At 72.5% G+C, this 23,443-nt stretch carries 20 protein-coding genes and 2 pseudogenes; 12 read left to right on the top strand and 10 right to left on the bottom strand.

Translation table 11 applies throughout. The features are described from left to right. Positions 1-255 precede the first annotated feature (255 nt). A complete protein-coding gene (locus AC4OXY_RS09105) occupies positions 256-1,038 on the top strand; it encodes an XRE family transcriptional regulator (RefSeq protein ID WP_356023803.1) in 783 nt (260 codons plus the stop codon). A 292-nt stretch (positions 1,039-1,330) separates the two neighbouring features. On the opposite strand, the pseudogene AC4OXY_RS09110 reads toward AC4OXY_RS09105, so the two are convergent. Together AC4OXY_RS09110 and AC4OXY_RS09115 are read right to left on the bottom strand one after the other, a co-directional pair. Then, a pseudogene (locus tag AC4OXY_RS09110) lies at positions 1,331-1,438 on the bottom strand (GntR family transcriptional regulator); the annotation flags it as partial. A gap of 46 nt (positions 1,439-1,484) precedes the next feature. Further along, on the bottom strand, positions 1,485-2,342 hold the full coding sequence (locus AC4OXY_RS09115) for a LysR family transcriptional regulator (protein WP_356023801.1): 858 nt from the start codon (positions 2,340-2,342) through the stop codon (positions 1,485-1,487). 152 nt (positions 2,343-2,494) lie between these two features. On the opposite strand from AC4OXY_RS09115, the gene AC4OXY_RS09120 reads away from it, so the two are divergent. After that, the gene (locus AC4OXY_RS09120) at positions 2,495-3,304 is read left to right on the top strand and encodes an EamA family transporter (RefSeq protein WP_491994805.1); all 810 of its coding nucleotides are present in this window, start codon (positions 2,495-2,497) and stop codon (positions 3,302-3,304) included. An 81-nt stretch (positions 3,305-3,385) separates the two neighbouring features. Here the strand turns inward: AC4OXY_RS09120 and AC4OXY_RS09125 are convergent, their stop codons facing one another. Together AC4OXY_RS09125 and AC4OXY_RS09130 are read right to left on the bottom strand one after the other, a co-directional pair. After that, the gene (locus AC4OXY_RS09125; RefSeq protein ID WP_491993634.1) at positions 3,386-3,718 is read right to left on the bottom strand and encodes a hypothetical protein; all 333 of its coding nucleotides are present in this window, start codon (positions 3,716-3,718) and stop codon (positions 3,386-3,388) included. Further along, on the bottom strand, positions 3,685-4,338 hold the full coding sequence (locus AC4OXY_RS09130; RefSeq protein WP_491993635.1) for a TetR/AcrR family transcriptional regulator: 654 nt from the start codon (positions 4,336-4,338) through the stop codon (positions 3,685-3,687). The genes AC4OXY_RS09125 and AC4OXY_RS09130 overlap by 34 nt, the downstream gene beginning before the upstream one ends. A 544-nt stretch (positions 4,339-4,882) precedes the next feature. Between AC4OXY_RS09130 and AC4OXY_RS09135 the strand changes: the two are divergent. The 3 genes and pseudogenes from AC4OXY_RS09135 (at position 4,883) to hemC (ending at position 7,578) form a co-directional block, all read left to right on the top strand. Then, positions 4,883-5,535: pseudogene (locus AC4OXY_RS09135) on the top strand (response regulator transcription factor). A gap of 129 nt (positions 5,536-5,664) precedes the next feature. Next, positions 5,665-6,618 carry an ATP-dependent DNA ligase gene (locus tag AC4OXY_RS09140; protein ID WP_362822172.1) on the top strand — a complete coding sequence of 318 codons (954 nt, stop codon included), beginning with the start codon at positions 5,665-5,667 and terminating at the stop codon, positions 6,616-6,618. Between the two features lie 18 nt (positions 6,619-6,636). Continuing rightward, entirely contained in the window at positions 6,637-7,578 is a 942-nt protein-coding gene (hemC, locus tag AC4OXY_RS09145) for a hydroxymethylbilane synthase (RefSeq protein WP_376288051.1), read from the top strand. A gap of 27 nt (positions 7,579-7,605) precedes the next feature. Here the strand turns inward: hemC and AC4OXY_RS09150 are convergent, their stop codons facing one another. From AC4OXY_RS09150 to AC4OXY_RS09165, 4 genes are all read right to left on the bottom strand, one after another. After that, positions 7,606-8,130: a hypothetical protein gene (locus tag AC4OXY_RS09150; RefSeq protein WP_362822109.1), complete on the bottom strand. Its 525-nt coding sequence runs from the start codon at positions 8,128-8,130 to the stop codon at positions 7,606-7,608. 212 nt (positions 8,131-8,342) lie between these two features. Then, on the bottom strand, positions 8,343-9,188 hold the full coding sequence (locus AC4OXY_RS09155; protein ID WP_402068496.1) for an ABC transporter permease: 846 nt from the start codon (positions 9,186-9,188) through the stop codon (positions 8,343-8,345). Then, complete coding sequence (locus tag AC4OXY_RS09160; protein ID WP_491993636.1) at positions 9,148-10,053, bottom strand: ABC transporter ATP-binding protein; 906 nt, start codon at positions 10,051-10,053, stop codon at positions 9,148-9,150. The genes AC4OXY_RS09155 and AC4OXY_RS09160 overlap by 41 nt, the downstream gene beginning before the upstream one ends. Continuing rightward, positions 10,050-10,523, bottom strand: coding sequence for a MarR family winged helix-turn-helix transcriptional regulator (locus tag AC4OXY_RS09165; protein ID WP_376288048.1), 474 nt, complete (start codon positions 10,521-10,523; stop codon positions 10,050-10,052). Before AC4OXY_RS09165 ends, AC4OXY_RS09160 begins: the two co-directional genes overlap by 4 nt. 130 nt (positions 10,524-10,653) lie before the next feature. On the opposite strand from AC4OXY_RS09165, the gene AC4OXY_RS09170 reads away from it, so the two are divergent. Next, the gene (locus AC4OXY_RS09170) at positions 10,654-11,463 is read left to right on the top strand and encodes a VOC family protein (protein ID WP_356023783.1); all 810 of its coding nucleotides are present in this window, start codon (positions 10,654-10,656) and stop codon (positions 11,461-11,463) included. A 5-nt stretch (positions 11,464-11,468) separates the two neighbouring features. On the opposite strand, the gene glgX is transcribed toward AC4OXY_RS09170, so the two are convergent. Then, entirely contained in the window at positions 11,469-13,589 is a 2,121-nt protein-coding gene (gene glgX / locus AC4OXY_RS09175) for a glycogen debranching protein GlgX (protein ID WP_362822171.1), read from the bottom strand. Positions 13,590-13,618: 29 nt separating this feature from the next. Continuing rightward, positions 13,619-14,131, bottom strand: a complete 513-nt coding sequence (locus tag AC4OXY_RS09180; protein ID WP_356023781.1) for a pep a2 — start codon at positions 14,129-14,131, stop codon at positions 13,619-13,621. A gap of 303 nt (positions 14,132-14,434) precedes the next feature. Between AC4OXY_RS09180 and AC4OXY_RS09185 the strand changes: the two genes are divergently transcribed. The 6 genes from AC4OXY_RS09185 to AC4OXY_RS09210 all read left to right on the top strand — a co-directional run bounded on the left by AC4OXY_RS09185 (position 14,435) and on the right by AC4OXY_RS09210 (position 23,339). Then, positions 14,435-14,734, top strand: a complete 300-nt coding sequence (locus AC4OXY_RS09185; protein ID WP_071376163.1) for a DUF5133 domain-containing protein — start codon at positions 14,435-14,437, stop codon at positions 14,732-14,734. 107 nt (positions 14,735-14,841) lie between these two features. Then, complete coding sequence (locus tag AC4OXY_RS09190) at positions 14,842-16,833, top strand: alpha-1,4-glucan--maltose-1-phosphate maltosyltransferase (protein ID WP_491993637.1); 1,992 nt, start codon at positions 14,842-14,844, stop codon at positions 16,831-16,833. Beyond that, positions 16,830-18,545 carry a maltose alpha-D-glucosyltransferase gene (gene treS, locus AC4OXY_RS09195; RefSeq protein WP_376296074.1) on the top strand — a complete coding sequence of 572 codons (1,716 nt, stop codon included), beginning with the start codon at positions 16,830-16,832 and terminating at the stop codon, positions 18,543-18,545. Before AC4OXY_RS09190 ends, treS begins: the two co-directional genes overlap by 4 nt. 30 nt (positions 18,546-18,575) lie before the next feature. Beyond that, the gene (locus AC4OXY_RS09200; protein ID WP_356036552.1) at positions 18,576-19,940 is read left to right on the top strand and encodes a maltokinase N-terminal cap-like domain-containing protein; all 1,365 of its coding nucleotides are present in this window, start codon (positions 18,576-18,578) and stop codon (positions 19,938-19,940) included. 4 nt (positions 19,941-19,944) lie between these two features. After that, positions 19,945-22,158 carry a 1,4-alpha-glucan branching enzyme gene (gene glgB, locus AC4OXY_RS09205; protein ID WP_491993638.1) on the top strand — a complete coding sequence of 738 codons (2,214 nt, stop codon included), beginning with the start codon at positions 19,945-19,947 and terminating at the stop codon, positions 22,156-22,158. A 92-nt stretch (positions 22,159-22,250) separates the two neighbouring features. Beyond that, positions 22,251-23,339, top strand: a complete 1,089-nt coding sequence (locus AC4OXY_RS09210) for a glutamate--cysteine ligase 2 (protein ID WP_356036547.1) — start codon at positions 22,251-22,253, stop codon at positions 23,337-23,339. Positions 23,340-23,443 lie beyond the last annotated feature (104 nt).

The raw sequence follows: 23,443 nt of genomic DNA on the forward strand, positions 1-23,443 counted from the left end.
GTCCCTCACCGCCGCATCACCCTCACACCGAAGGCCCGTTCGACGACCCCCGAACGGGCCTTCGGTACGCCCACGCCTCACCTTCCTCATACCTCACCGCGTGTTGCGCTCGCCGCAGTCCCGGGAAGCCATTCCGACAACAGGGGCGAAACCTCCCATAGGGGAGCCCATAGCGGAAAAGGGAGTCGAGGACGCACGATGCGGCACCCTCAGGCATCGACAGCATCGACATCGACCACGCCGGACGAGCCATTGGTGGCGATACTGCGCGCCCTGAAGGACCGCACGGGACTGAGCCTGGCGGCGCTCGCCGCACGCACTCCGTACAGCAAGTCCGCGTGGCACCGCTATCTGTCCGGCAGCACGCCGCCGCCCCGGCCCGCCGTGGAGGCGCTGTGCCGGCTGGCCGGCGCCGATCCCGACGCCGTGCTCGCCCGGTGGGATCCGGCCGACGCGGGCGACGGGCCCCCGCCGGCACCGGACGCGCCGGGCGCGGACCCGGCCGAGGAGTCCGGCCGGCTTCGACCGCGGGGCCGGCTCCGGTCACGGCGCTCGTCCCGTCGCCCCTCCTGGCTGCCGCTGTCGGCGTTCGCCGTGTTCGGTGCGGTCACGGCGGTGGCCGCCACCGTGATCCTGGCCGTCCGCCCGGGCACCGCGCCCGCCGCGCAGACCCTGCCGGCGGTGCCGCGCTGCCACGCCCGCTCGTGCCAGGGCGAGTTGCCCGACGCCTCGGTGTGCGCCCGGGACGCGCGGACCACGAGCTCGGTCACCGACAGCGCCTATACGGTCCGGCTGCGTTGGTCGGCGGCCTGCGGCACCGCCTGGTCCCAGGTCCGGCTGCGCTCGGCGCGGGCCCACGAGGTGTCGGTGCGGAAGGGGGAGGACGTGCTGTCGGCGAGTTATCCGGCGGACGACTCCGCCGGCGACAGCAGTCCGATGCTGTCGGTGTCCTCGCCCCGCGGCGTGGAGGCGTGTGCCGAGGTGGACGGGGAACTGGCGTGCACGGGACGGGAGGTGACGCCGGCCGACCTGGGGTGACGAGTCGCCGCCCGCTGCCGCTGCGCCCGCCGCGGTGAGCGCGAACCGGATCGCGCGGACGCGCGGGGCACCGAACACGTCGGAGGCGCGGCCGGCGAGGAGCATGCCCACGATGGCCGCCGAGGTCGAACAGCACCACGAACGTCAGGGCGGAGCCGAGGTTGTCGCCCTCGCCGCGCGGAGTTCGGCCCCGTAGCGGGCGGCGAGTGCGCGGGCCTCGGTGGTACGGCCCTCGGCGACCAGGAAGCTCAGCGGCTCAGGCGTGGCCGGGACTGCTGAGCCATCCCGGCCGGAGCGCCAACCGGATGCCGGCCCGCGTCGCACCGAACTGCTCGGCGAGTTCGGTCTCCACCTGCCGCTGGGCCGGTGCGGTCGCACCGCGGAGGATCGCCTGTCGCAGCCGCGCGAGCGCATGCTGTTCGGCCGCTTTGTCCGGTCGCCCCGTCTCAGGCCGACCGGTACAGCTCCGTGAGCAGCTCGACCACCGCCTGCCGGGCCGGGTGCGGGTCGTCGCGCCACCAGGCGAGCCGTACGGCGACGGGTTCGGCGTCGCGCACCGGCCGGTAGACGATGCCGGGCCGCGGGTACTGGTGGGCGGTCGACTCCGCGGTGACGCCGATGCCGCGTCCGGCGGCGATCTCGGTGAGCCAGTCGTCGACGTCGTGGATCTCCCAGACGGCCGGACGGGCGTCCGGCGGCCACAGGTCGACGGTGGCCGTGCCGGTACGGCGGTCCACGAGCAGGGTGCGGTCGGTCAGTTCGGCCAGCCGGACCGAACGGCGCCGGGCGAGCCGGTCGTCGGCGGCGAGCGCGCACAGCCGGCGCTCCAGGCCGACGATCGCGGTGTCGAACCGCCGGTCCTCCAGCGGTCTGCGGACGACGGCGAGATCGCAGGCGCCCTCGGCGAGCCCGGCGGCGGGCGAGTTGACGCGCACGAGATGCAGGTCGATGTCGCCGTGCGCCGCGTTCCAGCGCCGCTGGAAGGCGACCGTGTGCCGGCCCACCGCCGACCAGGCGTAACCGACCCGCAGCCGGGTGTGTCCCGAGGACGCCTCCCGGACCAGGTCGGAGACGTCCGCGAGCACCCGGCGGGCCTGGGCCACCACGCGCAGTCCGGTCGCGGTGGGGATCACCTCGCGCGAGGTGCGGCGCAACAGCCGTACGCCCAGGGCGCGTTCGAGGGAGGCGAGGGTGCGGGAGACGGCGGCCTGGGAGACGCCGAGGGCGATCGCCGCGTCCGTGAAGGTGCCCTCGTCGACGATTGCCACGAGGCAGCGCAGCTGGCGCAGCTCGATGTCGTGCATACGCTCAGCGTATAGATCGGCCGAGGCATGCATTTTGCGCAAGAGTGCGGGTGACACACGATCCCGGTATGCGACGCGCTCTCCACCGCCCGGCCGTGGCCGCTGCCACGGCCGTGACCCCGTCCCCGGCGCGGTCCGGGCCCCTGGCCGGTGTGGCCACCATGTTCGGCAGCGGGCTCTCCAACCAGACCGGCGCCGCCGTCGGGGCGCTGGCCTTCCCCGTGCTCGGTCCGCTCGGTGTGGTCGCGGTACGGCAGTACGTCGCCGCGCTCGTCCTGCTCGCCGTCGGCCGGCCCAGGCTGCGCGCCTTCACCTGGCGGCAGTGGTGGCCGGTGCTGCTGCTGGCCGTGGTGTTCGGCACGATGAACCTCAGCCTGTACAGCGCCGTCGACCGGATCGGTCTGGGGCTCGCGGTGACCCTGGAGTTCCTCGGACCGCTGACCATCGCCCTGGCCGCGACGCGGCGCCGGCTGGACGCCGGGTGCGCGGTGCTGGCCGCGGCCGGGGTGATCGTCCTGATGCGCCCGCGGCCCTCCGCCGACTACGCCGGGATGGCCCTCGGCCTGGTCGCCGCGTGCTGCTGGGCGTCGTACATCCTGCTCAACCGCGTCGTCGGCCGGCGCATACCGGGCGCGCAGGGCGCCGCGGCGGCCGCGTCGGTCTCGGCGCTGGCCTTCGTCCCGGCCGGCATCGTGGTCGTCCTGCGCCATCCGCCGACGGCCGGGGCCGTCCTGTGCGCGGTGACGGCAGGCGTCCTGTCCTCCGCGGTGCCCTACCTGGCCGACCTGCTGACCCTGCGCCGTGTCCCTGCGCAGACCTTCGGCCTGTTCATGAGCGTCAACCCGGTGCTGGCGGCGCTGGTCGGCCAGGTCGTGCTCGGCCAGGGCCTGGGCGCGGCGGAGTGGGCGGGGATCGGGGCGGTGGTGGCGGCGAACGCGGTGAGCCTCGCGGCCAAGGGGTGAGCGCCCCGACGGTGCCGCTACCCCACCGCGTCCCGCCAGGCGGATCCCGCCGCGACGACCTGGCGCCACGCCCGGATGGCCTTAGACGGCATCCAGCTCGTACTGGTCGGACCAGAAGTACGGTACCGGCGCGAACGGCTTGCGGGGCTCGGGGGCGAGCAGATTGCGAGCCGCGGCCATGCCCTGTTCGGCGGCGTGGGTGCGGTGCTCGATCCGGATCCCCGCCCCGGACAGCGGGCGCCGCAGACGCCGTGCGCGGCGGAGAAGGTCGTGGTGACCTTCGATGCGTGAGCCGGTGCGTGAACGCCGGGTGCGGTGGCTCCGGGTGAGCGAGGTCCGGGCGTGGACGGCGCCGGAGCCGGGGGCCGGGTCCGCGGGGTTCAGCGCGCGCCGCGCGCCACCGGGGCCAGCCACAGGCCGACGATCGCGTCGGCGAGCCCGTCGGCCGCGCCCGCCCAGGTGGCGCGCGGGGTCGGGGTGCCCTCGGCGAGGGCACGTTCCCGCTCGGCGCAGGTGTGCAGGATCAACTGCCGGACCATCTGGCGGCGTTCGGCGCGGACCTCGGGCGGCAGCTCGGGCAGGACGCGGTTCAGCGCCTCGATCGCGCGGCGCAGCGCGGGTGAGGTCATGGACTCCTCGACCATGATCTCGTGCAGCGCCGGGTCGGTCATCACCTGCGCGCAGAACCGGGCGTACCAGGTGGGGCTGCCGAGCCCGGCCAGGTGCTCGGTGACCGGGCGCACCAGACAGTCGACCCAGTCGCGTACGTCCGTGGAGTCGCCGGCTGCCTCCAGCGCCCGCTCGCGCAGCGTCTCGATGCGCTCGGCGTGCCGGCGGGCCACCGCGCGGACCAGGTCGGCCTTGGTGCCGAAGTGGTAGCCGACCGCGGCGTTGTTGCCCTGGCCGGCGGCCTCGCTGACCTGGCGGTTGGAGACGGCGTACACGCCGTGCTCGGCGAACAGTCGCTCCGCCGCGGTCAGGATCGCCTCCCGGGTCGCGCTCACCTGCTCGGCCCGAGCCGTCCTGCGCGCCATGCTCACCACCGCTCCGGGACTGCGCAGCGCCCTGGGGCGGCCAGTCCCTCACGCCACCCCGGGTCCTCGACCGGGGCGGCGAGGTCCAGCCCGAGAAGCCTACGATGCGCGCCCGCGCCACCACGGACAGGCCACGTGTGCGGCGCCTTTTCGGCTCACTAAAGTAAGTCAAGCAGTTGACTTAATCAGTTTTACCCGCCATTCTCACCCGTCGCCCGCCGATTCCCACCCCTTGCCCTCCGGAAGGTTTCTCCTCATGACCGACCTCCCCCGCCACCGTCCGGCCGACCCGGCCCCGGCACCGGCCGCCGCCGAGCCCTCGGCCGAAGCGGTGGCCTGAGCCGGACCTCCGGGGACGGTGACCGGGCCCCAGCGAGCGGCGTGCTGAGGCGTACGAGCGGGACGGTGCGCTCGGTCGAGCGGGGACGGCGGGCTCGGCCCCGTGCGGGAGCCTCCGGCCGAAGCCCGCCGGAGCCGGCCCGGCCCCGGCCGACCGCGGCGGCCATCGGTCCGTCCCGGAACGAAGAGAGACGAAGGAACCGCCGTGCGCATCGTGATCGCCGAGGACAACGCCCTGCTCCGGGAGGGCCTGGTGCTGTTGCCGGCGTCGGCCGGGCACGAGGTGGCCGCCGTCGTGGGCAGCGGCCGGAGGTCCTGCCGGCGCTGCTCGCCCAGCGCCCCGACATCGCCGTCCTGGACGTACGGATGCCGCCGCGCTTCCGTGACGAGGGACTGCGCGCGGCACTGGCCGCGCGTGAGCGGCTGCCCGGACTGCCGGTCCTGGTGCTCTCGCAGTACGTCGAGGAGTCGTACGCGGCCGAGTTGCTGAGCGGTGGGGCGCATGGGGTGGGTTACCTGCTCAAGGACCGGGTGGGCTGTGTGGACGAGTTCCTCGACGCGCTGGACCGGGTCGCGCGCGGCGGCACCGCCCTCGACCCCGAGGTGGTGACGGAGTTGATGACCCGCCACGCGGACTCGCCCCTGGACGCGCTCACCCCGCGCGAGCGGGAGGTGCTGCGGCTGATGGCCGAGGGGCACGACAACACCACGATCGCCCGGACGCTCGTCATCACCGAGCGCTCCGTCAGCAAGCACATCGGCAACGTCTTCCTGAAGCTGGGCCTGCCGCCGAGCGACAGCGGGCACCGCAGGGTACTGGCGGTGCCCGCCCATCTGCGGCACACCCGGCACGCCTGATCCCGCGTGCGCTGCGGGACCCGTTCGGGGGAACCGGCGGGCGAAGGCGCGTGCGGCCGGCGGAAGCGGTCGAGGACTTCAGCCGTGACCGCCGTCCCCCCGCCCCCGCCGCTGCCCCTCATCGCGCCGATGCTCGCCACGCCCGGCGGACTGCCGCCCGCCGCCCAGGACGCGCGCTGGGCGTACGAGACCAAGCAGGACGGCCAGCGGGCGATGGTGTACCTGCCCGGCGACGGCAGTGTCCTCCTGCGTGCCCGCTCGGGCGAGGACATCACGACGGCCTATCCCGAACTCCGGCCGCTCGGCGCCGCCCTGGGCGCCACGCCCGCCGTGCTGGACGGTGAGGTGCTGGCCCTGGACGAGCACGGCCGGGCCGACTTCCAGCTGCTGCAGGGCCGGATGGGGCTCGCCCACTCCCCCGCGCGGGCGGCGCGCAGGGCCGCCGAGACGCCGGTCCACCTGGTGCTCTTCGACGTTCCCCATCTGGGCGAGTCCCTGGTCCGGCAGTCGTACGTCCGGCGGCGGGCGCGGTTGGCGGAGCTGGAGCTGGCGGGGCCGTACTGGTCGGTGCCGGGCGCGGTCGTCGGGCACGGCGCGGAGGCGCTCGCGGCGACCAGGGAGCACGGTCTGGAGGGGCTGGTGTGCAAGCGGCTGGACTCGGTGTACGAGCCCGGGGTGCGCTCCCGCGCCTGGATCAAGATCCGGAACATGCGGGCCGAGGACGTGATCGTCGGTGGCTGGCTGCCCGGGAAGGGGCGGCTGACGGGACTGCCCGGGGCGCTGCTGGTCGGCCAGCGCTCGGGCGGGCGGCTGCGGTACGCCGGCGGGGTCGGCACCGGCTGGAGCGAGGCGGAGCGCCTGGAGCTGGCCCGGCTGCTCGATGCCGCCGCGAGCGGGCGGTGTCCCTTCGACCCGGTGCCGCGGATCGCGGGCGCCCACTGGGTGCTGCCGCGGCTGGTCGGCGAGGTCTCCTACAGCACCCGCACCCGGGACGGGCTGCTGCGCCAGCCGGTCTGGCTGCGGCTGCGCCCGGACCTTGCGCCCGAGGAGTCGGCGGCCGACCTGCCCGAAGACCTTCGGTGACCGCCGAAGGTCTATCGTGTGCCCATGCCGGTTCCCGAATTGATCCGTATCGTCTCCCGCGACTCGCCCATGGCCCTGGCCCAGGTCGACCGGGTCCGGGCCGAGTTGGCCGCCCTGCACCCGGAGCTGCGCACCGAGGTCGTCCCGGTGAAGACCACCGGTGACAAGTGGCTCGGCGACCTGTCCCAGGTCGAGGGCAAGGGGGCGTTCACCAAGGAGGTCGACGCGGCCCTGCTGGCCGGGAAGGCCGACCTCGCGGTGCACTGTGTGAAGGACGTGCCCGCCGACCGGCCGCTGCCCGCCGGGACGGTGTTCGCCGCGTTCCTGAAGCGGGACGACATCCGGGACGCGCTGGTCCACCCGGACGGGCTCACCCTGGACGAGCTGCCCGCCGGCACCCGGATCGGTACCTCCTCGGTGCGCCGGATCGCCCAACTGGCCGCCACGCACCCGCATCTGGAGTGCGTGCCGTTCCGCGGCAACGACAACCGCCGGCTGGCGAAGCTCGCCGAAGGCGAGGCGGACGCGCTGCTGCTCGCGGTGGCCGGGCTGGAGCGGATCGGCCGGACCGACGTGATCAGCGAGGTGCTGTCCACGGAGACGATGATGCCGCCGATCGGCGCGGGCATCCTCGCCCTGCAGTGCCGGGAGGACGACACCGGCGTCATCGACGCGGTCAGCGGGCTCGGCGACCCGGACACGCACCGGGAGGCGATGGCCGAGCGGATGTTCCTGCATGTGCTCCAGGGCCACTGCAACAGCCCCATCGCCGGGTACGCGCGCGTGGACCGCAGCGGGGAACTCTCCCTGCGCGCCTGCGTGTTCACGCCCGACGGCAAGACCCGGCTGAACGCCCACGAGTGGGCCGGACGGCTCGATCCGGCCACGCTGGGCACCTCGGTCGCCGTGGCGCTGCTCCGGCAGGGCGCCCGGGAGATCATCGACGGCATCCCGCACTGACGTCGTACGACGCGCGGGCCGACGGCGTCAGGCGGAGCCCGGCTCCGTCTGGTCCCGCAGGAAGGCGCTGACCTGGTGGGCGAGGCCGCCCTGGTGGCTGCCCGCCGGGGCGGCCGCGGCGGGCGCCTCCTGGACACCGATGCCGCCGGCCCACAGCCTGCGGTCGGTCCACTCCTCCTCCACCCGCAGCTGCACCTGTACGTCCACGTGGGTCAGGGCGGCCTCGGGGGCGGCGGCGTAGAGCACGGCGGTGGCCCGGCGCAGCGGATAGACGTCGAAGCCCTCGATGAACTGGGAGTTGCGCCAGTCCATGAACGCGGCCTCGCCGTCCTGGCCGACGCGGACGTCGATCTGACCGTCCTCCAGATGGATGCCGTAGTGCCGCGCACCGCGGTTCTCGACGGTCACCCGGACACTGAAGTACGTCAGCCCCACGGCGGCGTCGTCGCGTCCGCGCGGCGGCTCCGCGGCCTCCAGGCGGTGGACGCGGACCCGCAGACCGGCATGCTCGTCGTACTCGTGCCAGTCACCGACCACGTTCGGCTCGTACACAGTGCCCCTCTCGACCTATCGAGAGCTGCTGTCTATCTGTGCGCTCAGCGCACTGTCAAATGGGCAGAATGCGCCGTGGCCAGCGGGTTCGCCCGCTTTGATCGCTGATCAAGCGCTGCCCAGGAAGAATCCGTTCACGGTCCCTTCTCCGGGGGTACGCGCGCGTGCCGCACATCACGTTCGCACAAGATCGGCAGGCCGCGCGAGCGCGATCACCGGGCCAGGCGACCGAGCAACGAGGAGGCGGCCGCGATGCCGAGCGCGGCGGCCGCCGCCAGCACCGCGAAGTCGGCGCCGAGATGCGACGGTGTGCCGAGCAGCAGCCCGCGCAGCGCATCGACTTGATAGCTCAGCGGGTTGACCTTGCTGACGGCCTGGAGCCAGCCCGGCATCACCGAAACGGGGTAGAGGGCGTTGGAGCCGAAGAACAGCGGCATGGTGATCGCCTGGCCGATGCCCATCAGGCGGTCGCGGCTGATCACGATGCCCGCGATGGTCATCGACAGACAGGAGAAGAAGGCGGACGCGAGCACGACGGCCGCGGCGACGCCGAGCAGCTTGAGCGGGTTCCAGGTCAGCGCCACGCCGAGGATCGCCGCGATGACGATGACGACGACGGCCTGGATCAGCGACTTCACACCGGCCGCGAACGCCTTGCCGGTGATGAGTGCCGAGCGCGGGGTCGGGGTGACGAGCAGCTTGTTCAGGATGCCGGCGTCGCGCTCCCAGATGATCTGGATGCCGTAGAAGATCGCGATGAACATCGCCGACTGGGCGATGATGCCGGGCGCCATGAAGTCGATGTAGGGGATGCCGCCGGTGGGTATCGCCCGGATGCGGGTGAAGGTCTGGCCGAATATCAGCAGCCACAGGGCGGGCTGGACGGCGCGGGTGTACAGCTCGGTGCGGTCGTGGCGCAGCTTCTGCAGTTCGACGGCGCACATGGCGACGACCCGGGCGGGCAGCAGCCGCCAGCCGGCGCGGGGCACGGGCGGGGTGAGCAGAAGATCCGTGTGGTCAGCCGACTCGGTGCGCGGTGCGGCGGGTGCTGCGGACATCGCGGAAACCTCCTTTGGACGTGTCGTCGAGGCCGCTGCCGGCGATGGCGCGAAAGACGTCCTCCAGGGTGGGCAGGGTGTCGGTGCCCTGGCGTTCGGCGAGCCCCTGGCGCAGTTCGGCCGGGGTGCCGAGGGCGCGGATCCGGCCGCGGTGCATGAGGCCGACCCGGTCGCAGTACTGGTCGGCCTCGTCCATGTAGTGGGTGGTGACGAGCACGGTCATGCCGGTCGCGGCGCGGACGGCGTTGATGTGCTCCCACACGCCGGTGCGGGCGATCGGGTCCAGCCCGATGGTCGGCTCGTCCAGGATCAGCAGCCGGGGCGCGCTGACCAGGGCCTGGGCGAGTTCGAGGCGGCGGATCATGCCGCCGGAGTAGGTGCCGGCGAGCCGGTCGGCGGCGTCGGCGAGGCCGACGGCGGCGAGAGCCTGGGCGACGCGGGCGGCGCGCTCGCGCCGGGGCACGTCGAAGACCCGGGCGAACAGGGCGACGTTCTCCCGGCCGGTGAGCCCCTGGTCGGCGGAGAGCTGCTGCGGGACGTAGCCGAGGAGCCGGCGTACCGCCATGCGTTCCTTCGCCGCGTCGTGGCCGAAGACCCGGACCTTGCCGGCGGGGACGGGCAGCAGCGTGGTGACGCAGCGGATGGCGGTGGTCTTGCCTGCGCCGTTGGGGCCGAGCAGTCCGAACACCTCGCCCTCACGGACGGCGAGGTCCAGTCCGTCGACGGCCCTCGTGTCGCCGAACGCGTAGGCCAGGGAGATACAGGAGACGGCGTCGGCGACGCCCTCGGCTCCTCCGTCGGCCACACCGGTGCTCTCGCTCGTCGTCGTGCCCGGACTCACGTCCCGTTCCTCGGGCTGCGTCATGGCTTCGCTGTCTCCTCGTGCTCCTCGTGTTCCTCGTGCAGGGTGACGGCCAGCCTGCGCAGCGCCGGAAGGGCCGCGCGGAGGGCCTCCCGGTCGGCCTCGTCGAGCCGTGAGACGTGCCGGGACACCAGCTCGGCCCGGCGGCGCTGCCAGTCGGCGAGCCTCTTCTCGGCGGCCCCGGTGAGCAGCAGACGGGCGGCCCGGCGGTCGGCCGGGTCGGTCTCGCGGACCAGATAGCCGCCCTTGACCAGCTGGTTGACCAGGGTCGACACGGAGTTGCCCGCCAGGTGCAGCGCCCTGGCGGCGTCCGAGATGCCGATGCCGGGCCGGGACTCGACCAGCCGCAGCAGCTCCACCTCGGCGCCGCGCAGCCGGGGCCGGGCGAGCCCGCCGCGCAGGCGGCGCCGGATCAGCCGCTGGATGCGCACCAGCGTGTCCGCCAGCTCCTCCGGGTAGCTCTCGTGTTCCACACTCGAAGATTACCTCTGCTACAGAGATATTTCCCCCGGACGGCGGTCGAAGAAGAGGCCGAGGAGCGCGAACCGGGCCGCACAGTGGACACTGGTGCCAGACCGTCCCCGACCCCAGGACGCGACCGCCATGAACCACAAGCCCCCCGCCGACGGTGGACCGCGCAGACGGGACGTCGTCTCCACGCACTCCGTCTTCGGCGCCCCCTGCTGGGTGAGCCTGACCAGCCGCGACCTCGCGGCCACCCAGGAGTTCTACACGGCCGTCCTGGGCTGGCGCTGGCGCGGCGTGAAACTGGGCGAGCACTTCCGCATCGCGCTGGCCGACGGGGTGCCGGTGGCGGGGATCGCGGCCGTCGCCGCGATGTGGCAGATGGCGGTGGCCTGGACGCCGTACTTCGCGGTGCCGGACGCCGACACGGCCGTGGCCCGGGCCCGCGAGCGCGGCGGTACGGCGGCCGTCGGACCGCTGTCCTTCCCGCCGGGCCGGGCCGCGCTGCTCGCCGACCGGGACGGGGCGACGTTCGGGATCTGGCAGGGGGAACTGGTCGGCAACTGGGAGGCCTGGCGCCGGGCGTCGCCGACCTTCATCCGGCTGCACACGCGCGACGCCTTCGACGCCGCACTGTTCTACGGCGAGATCCTCGACTGGGCGTCCGGGAAGCCGGGCTGCTGCGAGGTGGAGTACGAGGGCGGCGAGGTGGTGCTGCGCAGCCAGGGCGACATCGTGGCCCGGATCGACTCGGGCGCGGTGGGGTCGGCGCCGGATCCGTCCGTGCGGCCGCACTGGCAGATCCACTTCGCCGTCGCGGACGTCCTGGGCTGCGCCCGCACGGCGGAGAAGCACGGCGGCAGTGTGCTGAGCGAGGCGGAGGACGAGGCGATCCTGCGGGACCCGGACGGGGCCCAGTTCACGGTGACCTCGCACCGGCAGCGCTAGGGTCGTCACCCGGCGGTGACGCGTGACGGCCTGGACAGTACGACCAGGCTGCGTGCCTCCGTCCGCAGCCTCGTGCCCGCCTTGTGTTCCCGCTCGTCCGGGATGCCGTCCGCGTCGGCCGTGTCGATCAGGGTGGTCCAGCGTTCGGCGAACGCGGGGCCGGGCAGCCGGAAGACGACCGGTTCCCAGTAGCCGTTGACGAGCAGCAGGAAGGAGTCGTCGGTCATCCGCCGCCCGTAGGAGTCGCGTTCGGCGATGGCGTCGCCGTTGAGGAAGACCGTCACCGAGTGGGCGTCGCCGCGCTGCCAGTCCCGGTCGGTCATCTCGCGGGCGTCGGGCCGCAGCCACATCAGGTCGGGCAGCGGCTGGTCGGCGTTGGTCGCGGTCTCGCCGCGGAAGAACCGGCTCCGGCGCAGCACGGGGTGGGCGGCGCGCAGGGCGATCAGGTGCCGGGTGAACGCCGTCAACGACCGCTGTTCGCGGTCGAGTTCCCAGTCGACCCAGGAGATCTCGTTGTCCTGGCAGTAGGCGTTGTTGTTGCCCCGCTGGGTGCGGCCGAGTTCGTCGCCGTGGGAGAGCATCGGGATGCCCTGCGAGAGCAGCAGCGTCGCCAGCAGGTTGCGCTGCTGGCGGGCGCGCAGTTCGAGGATGCCCGGGTCGTCGGTGTCACCCTCCGCCCCGCAGTTCCACGAGCGGTTGTGGCTCTCGCCGTCCCGGTTGTCCTCGCCGTTGGCCTCGTTGTGCTTGTCGTTGTACGACACGAGGTCGCGCAGCGTGAAACCGTCGTGCGCGGTGACGAAGTTGACGCTCGCGCGGGGCCGGCGCCGGCTGTGCTGGTAGAGGTCGGAGGAGCCGGTCAGCCGGGAGGCGAACTCGCCGAGCGAGCCGCGCTCGGCGCGCCAGAAGTCCCGTACGGCGTCCCGGTACTTGCCGTTCCACTCGGACCACAGCGGCGGGAAGTTGCCCACCTGGTAGCCGCCCTCGCCCACGTCCCACGGCTCGGCGATCAGCTTGACGCGGCTGATCACCGGGTCCTGCTGGATCAGGTCGAAGAACGCCGAGAGCCGGTCCACCTCGTGGAACTGCCGGGCCAGCGTGGCCGCGAGGTCGAAGCGGAAGCCGTCGACGCGCATCTCGGTGACCCAGTACCGCAGCGAGTCCATGATGAGCTGGAGGACGTACGGGTGCCGCATCAGCAGGCTGTTGCCGGTGCCGGTGGTGTCGTAGTAGTGCGCCCAGTCGCCGTCGACCAGCCGGTAGTAGGAGGCGTTGTCGATGCCCCGGAAGGAGAGGGTCGGGCCCCGCTCGTCGCCCTCGGCGGTGTGGTTGTAGACGACGTCGAGGATCACTTCGAGGCCGGCCGCGTGCAGCGCCTTCACCATCGCCTTGAACTCGTTGACCTGCTGACCCCGGGTGCCGAAGGCGGCGTAGGCGTTGTGCGGGGCGAAGAAGCCGATGGTGTTGTAGCCCCAGTGGTTGGCCAGGCCCCGGTCCTGGAGGACGCCGTCCTGCACGAACTGGTGCACCGGCATCAGCTCCACCGCCGTCACCCCGAGCGAGGTCAGGTGCTCGATGACCGCGGGGTGCGCGAGGCCGGCGTAGGTGCCGCGCAACCGTTCCGGGACGTCCGGGTGGGTGCGGGTGAGGCCGCGTACGTGGGCCTCGTAGATGACCGAGTCGGCATAGGGCGTGCGGGGCGGGCGGTCGTCGCCCCAGTCGAAGTACGGATCGGCCACCACGCCCAGCATGGAGTGCCCGGCGCTGTCGGCGGGCGCCGGGCCGTCGGGGGCGCGCTCGTACAGCGAGGGGTGGTTGTCGATCTGGCCGTCCACGGCCATGGCGTAGGGGTCGAGCAGCAGCTTCGCCGGGTTGCACCGGTGGCCCAGGGACGGCTGCCAGGGTCCGTGCACCCGGTACCCGTAGCGCCGGCCGGGCGCGATCCCGGGCAGGTAGCCGTGCCAGACGAATCCGTCGACCTCGTGCAGCCGGACGGGGGTCTGCGTGCCCGCGTCGTCCAGCAGGATCAGGTCCACGCGCTCGGCGACCTCGCTGAACAGTGCGAAGTTGGTGCCCTGTCCGTCGAAGGTGGCGCCCAACGGATAGGGCTGCCCGCTCCACGCGGGCAGCCCGTGCCGGGATCCGGAGGTGCGGGACGTCACCGGCTGCCCTCCAGGGTGTCGTCCGGGGCGCCCGCCGGGGCGGCCAGCCGCGCGACCGGCAGAGTGCGCGGCAACGGGAGGCCCTGGCGCAGGGTCGGCGCGGGCGTGAGGGGCACCCGCGGGACGCGCTCGCCGGAGCGGGCCCGCTGGGTGAACCAGATGATGGTGCTGCCGCGGTCCGAGGTGCAGCAGCCCCAGCCGTCGCTCATGGCGGCGATGTCCGCGAGGCAGGAGCGCAGGTCCTGGTCGGGGCGCAGATCGGGGTCGTCGTCGCCGAAGGCGGTGATCAGGTGCTGGCCGTTCCACCACATCTCGATCGACGTGTGCCTGTTGGAGGCGTGCTGGTGGATCGCCCGCAGCAGCAGTTCGGCGCCGCGGCGGACGGGGTCCGCGAGGTTGTCGAGGTCCCAGTAGCGCAAATGGGCGGCCAGGATGCGGCTGACCTGTCCCACCCGTTCCGGGCTGACTTCCACGTCGAGGTGGTAGTAGCAGGGCACTGCGGTCTCCATCGTCGCTTGCTCCTCACCGGCGAAGCTCGTGCGCCCCTCGCCTGTCCGGGAGGCTCCAGGACACACAGCGTGAGCGCCGATGGCTTCTGAGTCACCTCCACGGTGCGGGCACTACGCCATTCGTGCAACACGAGCACCCGACACACCACGCATGGTTGAAGCTCCAACAAGACGCTGCGTCGTCGTGCGTGCACCATAAGTGAAAGCCTCGATCGCCGTAACGGTGCCGTGCCCTTCCGCGCGCGGACGCCACCCGACCGTCGGGAACGCGCCCAGTCGAGAGCGTGAAAGGTGAAGACGGCGATGCTGCTCCCCGCCAAGGCCGAAGTGGCCCGGCAGTTGCGGCGTTACCGGGCGTGGGAGCGCGTGATGCTCGCCTCGCCCCACGACCGCGCGGTCCGGGCCACCTTCGAGGACTCGGGTTACACGCTGTGCGTGCTGATGGGCAAACGCTGCGCCCGCGAGGCGGCGGACGCGGCCGAGCGCTATCTGCGCACGAACCTGGTCACCTACCTGCGTGAGCAGAACGGGCGGCCGAAGCGCCGCCGTTCGGCGCGAAGCGCGCCGCCACCGGAGCGGCGTTCCACGGCGTCCAGCCCCTGAGCTGGCACCGTACAAGGCGTTCCCCCCGGGACCGACGTGAGTCGGCCCGTATCGGATCGCGAAGCCGGGCCAAGTGCCCGGCTTCGCGCACGGCGGAGGTGAGATACATGCGCAGGACCCCGGTCATCGGCCGTGTACCGGTACGTGACGTCCGGCCGGCCGTGGAGTGCGGCAGGCGCCCGGCGAAGGCGGTGGCCGGGGAGACCTTCCAGGTCACGGCCACCGTGTTCCGCGAAGGGCACGATGCCGTCGGTGCCAATGTGGTCCTGCGCGATCCGAAGGGCCGGCGCGGCCCGTGGACACCGATGCGGGAGCTGTCCCCCGGCAGTGACCGCTGGGGCGCGGAGATCACCCCGGACGCGACCGGCCGCTGGACCTACCGGGTGGAGGCCTGGTCCGACCCGCTGGCCACCTGGCGGCACCACGCGAGCGTCAAGATCCCGGCCGGTGTCGACGTCGGGCTGGTGCTGGAGGAGGGCGCCGAACTGTTCGAGCGGGCGGCCGCCGGAGCGCCGAAGGGTGCGGAGCGCGACCTCGTCCGGGCCGCCGCACGCACGCTCGGTGACGACTCCCTGTCGGTGGGGGACCGGTTGACGCCGGCGCTGTCCGCGCAGGTGGCGGCGGTGCTGGAGCGGCATCCGCTGCGAGAGCTGGTCACGGCGTCCGAGGCGATGCCGCTGCTGGTGGAGCGGGAGCGGGCGCTGTTCGGGTCGTGGTACGAGTTCTTCCCGCGGTCGGAGGGCACCGCCGAGCAGCCCCACGGCACGTTCCGTACGGCGGCCCGCCGGCTGGAGGCGATCGCCGCGATGGGCTTCGACGTGGTGTACCTCCCGCCGGTCCATCCCATCGGGACGACCTTCCGCAAGGGCCCGAACAACACCCTCGCCGCCGGTCCGGACGACGTCGGGGTGCCGTGGGCGATCGGGTCCCCCGAAGGCGGGCACGACGCCCTGCACCCGGCGCTGGGCACGTTCGAGGACTTCGACCACTTCGTGGGCCGGGCACGGGAGTTGGGGATGGAGGTCGCCCTCGACTTCGCGCTGCAGTGCTCCCCGGACCACCCCTGGGTGGACAAGCACCCCGACTGGTTCCACCACCGGGCCGACGGCACCATCGCCTACGCGGAGAACCCGCCGAAGAAGTACCAGGACATCTACCCCGTCGCCTTCGACGCCGACCTGGACGGCCTGGTCGCCGAGACGGTGCGGATCCTGCGGCACTGGACGGACCACGGGGTGCGGATCTTCCGGGTCGACAACCCGCACACCAAACCCGTCGTGTTCTGGGAACGGGTCATCGCCGAGGTCAACAACACGGACCCGGACGTGATCTTCCTGGCCGAGGCCTTCACCCGCCCCGCGATGATGCACACCCTCGCCCAGATCGGCTTCCAGCAGTCCTACACCTACTTCACCTGGCGCAACACCAAGCACGAACTCACCGAACACCTCACCGAGTTGACCGGCGAGGCCGCCGCGTACATGCGGCCGAACCTCTTCGCCAACACCCCGGACATCCTGCACGCCTACCTCCAGCACGGCGGCCGCCCCGCCTTCGAGGTCCGCGCCGTGCTCGCCGCCACCCTCTCCCCCGCCTGGGGCCTGTACAGCGGCTACGAACTGTGCGAGAACACCCCGCTGAAGGACGGCAGCGAGGAGTACCTCGACTCCGAGAAGTACCAACTCAGGCCCCGCGACTGGGAGTCCGCCGAACGCGAGGGCCGCAGCATCGCCCCCCTCATCACCCGCCTCAACACCGTCCGACGCCGGCACCCCGCGCTACAGCGCCTGCGGAATCTGCGTTTCCACCCGACCGACAACGACGCCGTGCTCGCCTACAGCAAGCGCACGGGGACGGACACGGTCATCGTGGTCGTCAACCTCGACCCGCATCACACCCAGGAGGCCACGGTCTCGTTGGACATGCCGCAACTCGGCCTGGACTGGGACGCCGCCCTGTCCGTACACGACGAACTGACGGGCGAGACGTTCCTCTGGGGCAGGACCAACTACGTGCGTCTCACGCCCGGCAGCGCGCCGGCGCACGTGCTCCACGTCGGGCGATCGACGCCCCAGATCGGAGGGCCCGCAGCGTCATGACCGTCAACGAACCCGTACCCGACACGTTCGAGGACACGCCCGCCAAGGACCGCGACCCGGACTGGTTCAAACGCGCCGTCTTCTACGAGGTCCTGGTCCGCTCCTTCCAGGACAGCAACGGCGACGGCATCGGCGACCTGAAGGGCCTGACCGCCAAGCTCGACTATCTGCAATGGCTCGGCGTGGACTGCCTGTGGCTCCCGCCGTTCTTCAAGTCACCGCTGCGGGACGGCGGTTACGACGTCTCGGACTACACGTCCGTCCTGCCCGAGTTCGGCGACCTCGCCGACTTCGTGGAGTTCGTGGACGCCGCCCACCAGCGCGGCATGCGCGTCATCATCGACTTCGTCATGAACCACACCAGCGACCAGCACCCGTGGTTCCAGGAGTCCCGCAAGAATCCCGACGGCCCCTACGGCGACTATTACATGTGGGCGGACGACGACCGGCAGTACGAGGACGCCCGGATCATCTTCGTCGACACCGAGGCCTCCAACTGGACCTTCGACCCGGTGCGCGGCCAGTACTACTTCCACCGCTTCTTCTCGCACCAGCCGGACCTGAACTACGAGAACCCCGCCGTGCAGGAGGAGGTCCTGGCGGCCCTGAAGTTCTGGCTCGACCTCGGCATCGACGGATTCCGGCTCGACGCGGTCCCCTATCTCTACGCCGAGGAGGGCACCAACTGCGAGAACCTGCCCGCCACGCACACCTTCCTCAAGCGGGTGCGCCGGGAGATCGACGCGATGTACCCGGACACGGTGCTGCTGGCGGAGGCCAACCAGTGGCCCGAGGACGTGGTCGACTACTTCGGCGACTACGGCACCGGCGGCGACGAGTGCCACATGGCCTTCCACTTCCCCGTCATGCCACGCATCTTCATGGCCGTACGCCGCGAATCGCGCTACCCGGTCTCCGAGATCCTCGCCAAGACCCCCGCGATCCCGTCGAAATGCCAGTGGGGCATCTTCCTGCGCAACCACGACGAGCTCACCCTCGAAATGGTCACCGACGAAGAACGCGACTACATGTGGGCCGAATACGCCAAGGACCCCCGCATGCGCGCCAACATCGGCATCCGCCGCCGCCTCGCCCCCCTCCTCGACAACGACCGCAACCAGATCGAGCTGTTCACCGCCCTGCTGCTCTCCCTGCCCGGCTCACCGATCCTCTACTACGGCGACGAGATCGGCATGGGCGACAACATCTGGCTCGGCGACCGCGACGCCGTCCGCACCCCCATGCAGTGGACCCCCGACCGCAACGCCGGCTTCTCCAGGTCCGATCCGGGGCGCCTGTACCTGCCGACGATCATGGACCCGGTCTACGGCTACCAGGTCACCAACGTCGAGGCCTCCATGTCCTCGCCGTCGTCGCTGCTGCACTGGACCCGGCGCATGATCGAGATCCGCAAGCAGAACCCCGCCTTCGGACTCGGCTCGTACAACGAGCTCCAGTCCTCCAACCCGGCGGTGCTCGCCTTCCTGCGCGAGTACGGCGACGACCTCGTCCTGTGCGTGCACAACTTCTCCCGCTTCGCCCAGCCGACCGAACTCGACCTGCGCGCCTACGACGGCCGGCATCCGGTCGAGCTGATCGGCGGGGTGCGGTTCCCCGCCATCGGTGAACTGCCGTACCTGCTCACCCTGCAGGGCCACGGCTTCTACTGGTTCCGGCTCACCCGGGTCGCATCCCGCATCGGCAGCCACTGAACGCCCGGCGCCGAGGAAAGGACGCGCGTCATGCCGAAGACCATCACTGTCGGACCGGTAGCCGCGACCGGCCGGGGCGGGCCGCTGGCCTCGCTGGGCGGGCTGCTGCGCGAGTGGCTGCCGAGGCAGCGCTGGTTCGCGGGCAAGGACCGGCCCGTCACGGATCTGTCGGTGCTGCACGTGACCGAGCTGTTCCCCGGGTGTCTGCATCTGCTGGTACACGCCTCGCACGCGCCGGTGCCCACGCCCGGCGGCACTCCCCCGCCCGGCGACTGCTACCAGCTGCTGCTGACCTTGCGCGAGCAGCTCGCCCCGCGGCTGGAACGGGCGTTCCTCGGCCGCGCCGAGCAGGGACCTTTCGCCGGGCTCGCGGTGTACGACGCGCTGCACGACCCGCGCTCGGCGCATCTGCTGCTGGAGCGGCTGCGGCACCCGGGCGCGGCGGGCCCGCTGCGGTTCGAGGCGGATCCGGCTGTCCAGGTGCCCGGCGGGCTGCCGCCGCGGCTGCTGGACGCCGAGCAGTCCAACACCTCGCTCGTGTACGGCGACGCGTACATCCTGAAGGTCTTCCGGCGCATCCAGCCGGGCGTCAATCCGGACCTGGAGGTGTCGGCCGCGCTGGCCGCGCAGGGGTGCACCCGGGTGCCGGCGCCGGTGGCCTGGTTCGGCACGAGCGCACCGCGGCCGGCGACGCTCGGGGTGCTCCAGCCGTTCCTGCCGGACGCGACCGACGGCTGGACGCTGGCGCTGCGCGCGCTCGCCGCGGGCGACGACTTCACGGCCGAGGCCTGGGAGCTGGGCCGGGCGATGGCCGAGGTGCATCTGGCGCTGGCCGAGGCGTTCGGTGCGGCCGGGCCGGGTGAGAACGGCCGTACGGCGCGGGCGATGTCCGCGCGGCTGGACGCGGCCGCGCACGCCGTATCGGGGCTGCGGCCGTTCGTGCCGGGGCTCAGGGCCGCGTTCGGGGCGCTCGCCACGTGCGACGCCGGGCCGCCCGCGCAGCGGGTGCACGGCGATCTGCATCTCGGGCAGGTGCTGCGGGCCGGCCGCGACTGGTTCGTCATCGACTTCGAGGGCGAGCCGTCCCGGCCGCTCGCCGAGCGCAGGGCCCCGCAGTCCCCGGTGCGGGACGTGGCGGGGATGCTGCGCTCCTTCGACTACGCGGCCCGGCAGCGCCGCCCCTGGCGACCCGAATGGGCGCGCCGCTGCCGGGAGGCGTTCTGCGCGGGCTACGCGGCCCGCGCGGGCTGGGATCCACGCAAGAAGCACGCGCTGCTGCGCGCGCACGAGACGGACAGGGCGGTCTACGAGGTGCTGTACGAGGCGAGACACCGGCCGGACTGGCTGCCGGTACCGATGGCGGCGATCAAACGGCTCGCCGTGTGGGGAGGCTGACGGCATGGCTCTGCGCGACACCTCGCTCCCCGAGGCCGCCGGTCCCGCACCGGTCACGGCCGTCCCCCTGGACCCGGCCGAGCGCGGCCGGCTCCTCGGCGGCGCCCATCACGATCCGCACGCCCTGCTGGGCGCACATCCGGTGCCGGGCGGCACCCTGTTCCGGACGCTGCGGCCGAACGCCCGCGCGGTGAGCGTCGTGACCGGCGGCACGCGCCATCCGCTGGTGTCGGAGGGAGGCGGCCTGTTCGCGGCCGTGCTGCCGCTGCCGCGGGTGCCGAAGTCGTACACGCTGCTGGTGGTGTACGACGACACCGAGCAGGAGGTGCACGATCCGTACCGCTTCCTGCCCGCGCTCGGCGAGCTGGACCTCCATCTGATCCGGGAGGGCCGGCACGAGCAGCTGTGGCAGGCACTCGGCGCCGAGCCGATGACGCACCAGGGCGTGGCCGGCACCCGCTTCACGGTGTGGGCGCCGAACGCCCAGGGGGTGCGGGTGGCCGGGGACTTCACGTACTGGGACGGCACCCAGTACCCGATGCGCTCGCTCGGCGCGTCCGGGGTGTGGGAGCTGTTCCTGCCCGGGATCGGCGAGGGCGCCCGGTACAAGTTCGAGATCACCTCCCGGCGCGGCGACCGGTTCCTCAAGGCCGACCCGATGGCCCGGTGCACCGAGGTGCCGCCCGACACGGCGTCGGTCGTCGCGGTGTCCCGGCACGAGTGGGACGACGCGGAGTGGATGGCCCACCGGGGTGACACGCCCGTGCACCAGGCGCCGTTCTCGGTGTACGAGGTGCATCTGCCCTCCTGGCGACCCGGATTGACGTATCGTCAGCTCGCAGACGAACTGCCCTCGTATGTCAAGGAGTTGGGCTTCACGCATGTGGAGCTGATGCCGGTCGCCGGGCATCCCTTCAGCGGGTCCTGGGGATACCAGGTCACCTCCTACTACGCGCCGACGCCCCGGCTGGGCTCGGCGGACGACTTCAAGTTCCTGGTGGACGCGCTGCACCGGGCCGGGCTCGGCGTGATCATGGACTGGGTGCCGGCGCACTTCCCGAAGGACGACTGGGCGCTGGCCAGGTTCGACGGGGAGCCGCTGTACGAGCCCGGGGACTGGCGGCGGGCCGAGCATCCGGACTGGGGGACCTACGAGTTCGACTTCGGCCGGACCGAGGTGCGCAACTTCCTCGTGGCCAACGCCGTGTACTGGTGCCAGGAGTTCCACATCGACGGGCTGCGCGTGGACGCCGTCGCGTCGATGCTGTACCTCGACTACTCGCGGGACTCCGGGCAGTGGCAGCCGAACGTCTTCGGCGGGCGGGAGGACCTGGACGCGGTGGCCTTCCTCCAGGAGATGAACGCGACCGTGTACCGGCGCTGCCCGGGGGTCGTCACCATCGCCGAGGAGTCCACGGCCTGGGACGGGGTGACCCGGCCCACCGACAGCGGCGGGCTAGGCTTCGGCCTGAAGTGGAACATGGGCTGGATGCACGACTCGCTCCAGTACGTCCAGAAGGAGCCGGTGCACCGCAAGTACCACCACCACGAGATGACCTTCTCGATGGTGTACGCCTACAGCGAGAACTACGTCCTGCCCATCTCCCACGACGAGGTCGTGCACGGCAAGCGGTCCCTCGTCTCGAAGATGCCCGGCGACTGGTGGCAGCAGCGCGCCGACCACCGGGCCTATCTGGGCTTCATGTGGGCCCATCCCGGCAAGCAACTCCTCTTCATGGGCCAGGAGTTCGCGCAGGGCGCCGAGTGGTCCGAGGCGCACGGCCCGGAGTGGTGGCTGCTCGGCGACGACTACCACTCGGCCGGCGACCACCGGGGCGTGCGGGATCTCGTGCGGGACCTGAACGGTGTGTACCGGGCGACACCGGCTCTGTGGCAGCGGGACACCGATCCGGGCGGTTTCCAGTGGGTGCTGTGTGACGCTGCGGACGACAACGTATTCGCGTTCCTGCGGTTCGACGCCGAGGGCTCGGCGCTGCTGGCGGTCTCGAACTTCTCGCCGGCCGTCCGCGCCGACTACCGGCTGTGGGTTCCGGATTCCCTCCCGGCCTGGCAGGAGGCCCTGAACACGGACGACACCCGCTACGGCGGCAGCGGCGTCGGTGCCGGGCCGCCCGGCGCGGTCCTGCGGCCGGAGCACGGATTCCTGCGGGTCACGCTGCCGCCGCTCGCCACTGTCTGGTTGACGCCTGTGCGCTGAACTCGCAGGAGTCGGCCGGACGCCCGAGGGGCAGTCAGGGTCGTACAGACTTTCGTCTGCCCCTCGCGGTCTGAACAGAAGGGCGGCCCCACGTGCGCACTGTCGGTGTGGAGGAGGAACTCCTTCTGGTCGATCCGGACAGCGGCGAGCCGAAGGCACTGTCGGCCGCCGTGCTGACCCGGGCGGTCCAGGACGATCCCGGGCAGGACCTGTTCCAGCTGGAGCTGTTCGGGCAGATGCTGGAGCTCGCCACGCATCCGCACACGGACATGGCCGAGCTCGGCGCCGAGATCGTGCGCTCCCGCAAGGAGGCGGCCCGGGTCGCGGGCGAGGTGGGCTGTGCGGTCGCCGCGCTGGCCACCTGCCCGCTGCCGGTCACGGGCGCGCTCACCGCGGACGACCGCTACCGGTGGATGGCCGGGCGGTACGGGATCGCCACCCAGGACTGGCTCGTCTGCGGCTGTCACGCGCATGTGGCGGTGGAGTCCGACGAGGAGGGGGTCGCGGTCCTCGACCGGCTGCGGCCCTGGCTGCCGGTGGTGCGCGCGCTCAGCGCCAACTCGCCGTACTGGCAGGGCCGGGACACCGGGTACGCCAGCTTCCGCAGCCGGCTGTGGAGCCGTGGTCCGTCGGCGGGGCCGACCGAGCTGTTCGGCTCGCCCGCGGGCTACCACCGGCAGGTGGCGGACATGCTGGCGAGCGGGGTGATCCTGGACCACGGGATGGTGTACTTCGACGCGCGGCTGTCCGTGAAGTACCCGACGGTGGAGATCCGGGTGGCGGACGTGTGCCTGCGCGCGGAGACCACGGTGCTCGTCGCCGCGCTGGTCCGCGCCCTGGTGGAGACGGCCGCGCGGGACTGGCGGGCGGGCCGGCCGCCGGCCGGCCACAGCGTGAGCCTGCTGCGGCTGGCCGCCTGGCACGCCGCCCGCTCCGGCCTGGAGGGGGACCTGCTCGACCCCGTGACGATGCTGCCCCGGCCCGCGCCCGACGTGGTGCGCGCCCTGGTGGAGCACACCGGGGAGGCGCTCGCCGACAGCGGGGACGCGGCCCTGGTCGAGGAGGCCGTCGGCGAACTGCTGGGCCGGGGAACGGGCGCGCGCGAGCAGCGCGGGGTGCTGGAGCGGGTCGGCAGCCTGCGGGAGGTCGTCACCGAGTGCGTACGGCACACCCAGGGCTGAACGCGGGGACCGGGCCGGACGTATGACGTGCCGGATGCATACCGTGGAGGTCGTACGGCACCGGGTAGTGACACGGCCGGATCATCAACTGATCACGACTTCCC

Source organism: Streptomyces sp. HUAS MG56 (assembly GCF_058673395.1).